Genomic DNA, 696 nt, shown 5'->3' with positions numbered 1-696 from the left:
TGCGATTGGAGCCATTATCAATGGAGAATTGTTTGCCTTACGCTTATATGATGGTTCTATTAACAGCGATATTTTCTCTCATTGGGTGAGAGAAGCACTGTTACCTGAGTTACCTAAAAACAGTGTAATTGTCATGGACAATGCCGCTTTTCATAAACGCAGTGATATTCAAGCAATCATTGAAGAGCATGGGCATGAGATAGTTTGGTTACCCCCTTATAGTCCAGACTTAAATCCTATTGAAAAGATGTGGGCTTGGATTAAGCAAATACGCAAAGAATGGCGGATGGATTGTATTGATACTTTATTCTTTTATCTGCTTTGGATTGGGTTGGGTTTTAGATGATTGCACTATAAATGTGAGATTAGCACATTTTTTATCAAAAATTAACTCTTTGTCATCTTAAATTACTGCTAGCAGTGTTAGCTCTAGAGATGCCTAACAACCAATAAACAGGTCATTGTTGGAATTCTCTTTAACGATTATTGCCCAATAAACTTTGCAACCAGCTGCGGTAGGAATTGCGATTGCGTGAGCTTAAATACACTTTTCCCCTACCAGTAAACTTTAAGATAAATCCTTCACCGCTAGTCACCGCATTCATTACACTGCCAAGTAAGCCATTACTACGACGAACACTAGGCGATAAACTATAGTCCAAATTGGCATCCCAACAAACCACATGCCCATTATCA

At 38.4% G+C, this 696-nt stretch carries 2 protein-coding genes; one reads left to right on the top strand and one right to left on the bottom strand.

Features of this window, described 5'->3' with window-relative positions; translation table 11 throughout:
- On the top strand, window positions 1–346 hold a 346-nt coding region (locus tag A5N85_RS13455; RefSeq protein WP_143143327.1), incomplete at its 5' end, for a transposase.
- Window positions 347–476: 130 nt separating this feature from the next.
- Here A5N85_RS13455 and A5N85_RS13450 read toward each other — a convergent pair.
- Window positions 477–696 (bottom strand): AIM24 family protein (locus tag A5N85_RS13450; protein ID WP_143143326.1); only part of this gene is annotated, 220 nt, incomplete at its 5' end.

It is taken from the genome of Suttonella ornithocola, from assembly GCF_001889065.1.
GTDB classification, from domain to species: domain Bacteria; phylum Pseudomonadota; class Gammaproteobacteria; order Cardiobacteriales; family Cardiobacteriaceae; genus Suttonella_A; species Suttonella_A ornithocola.
The sequence above is the reverse complement of the archived record's forward strand: the minus strand, read 5'-3'. Positions and strand labels throughout refer to the sequence as shown.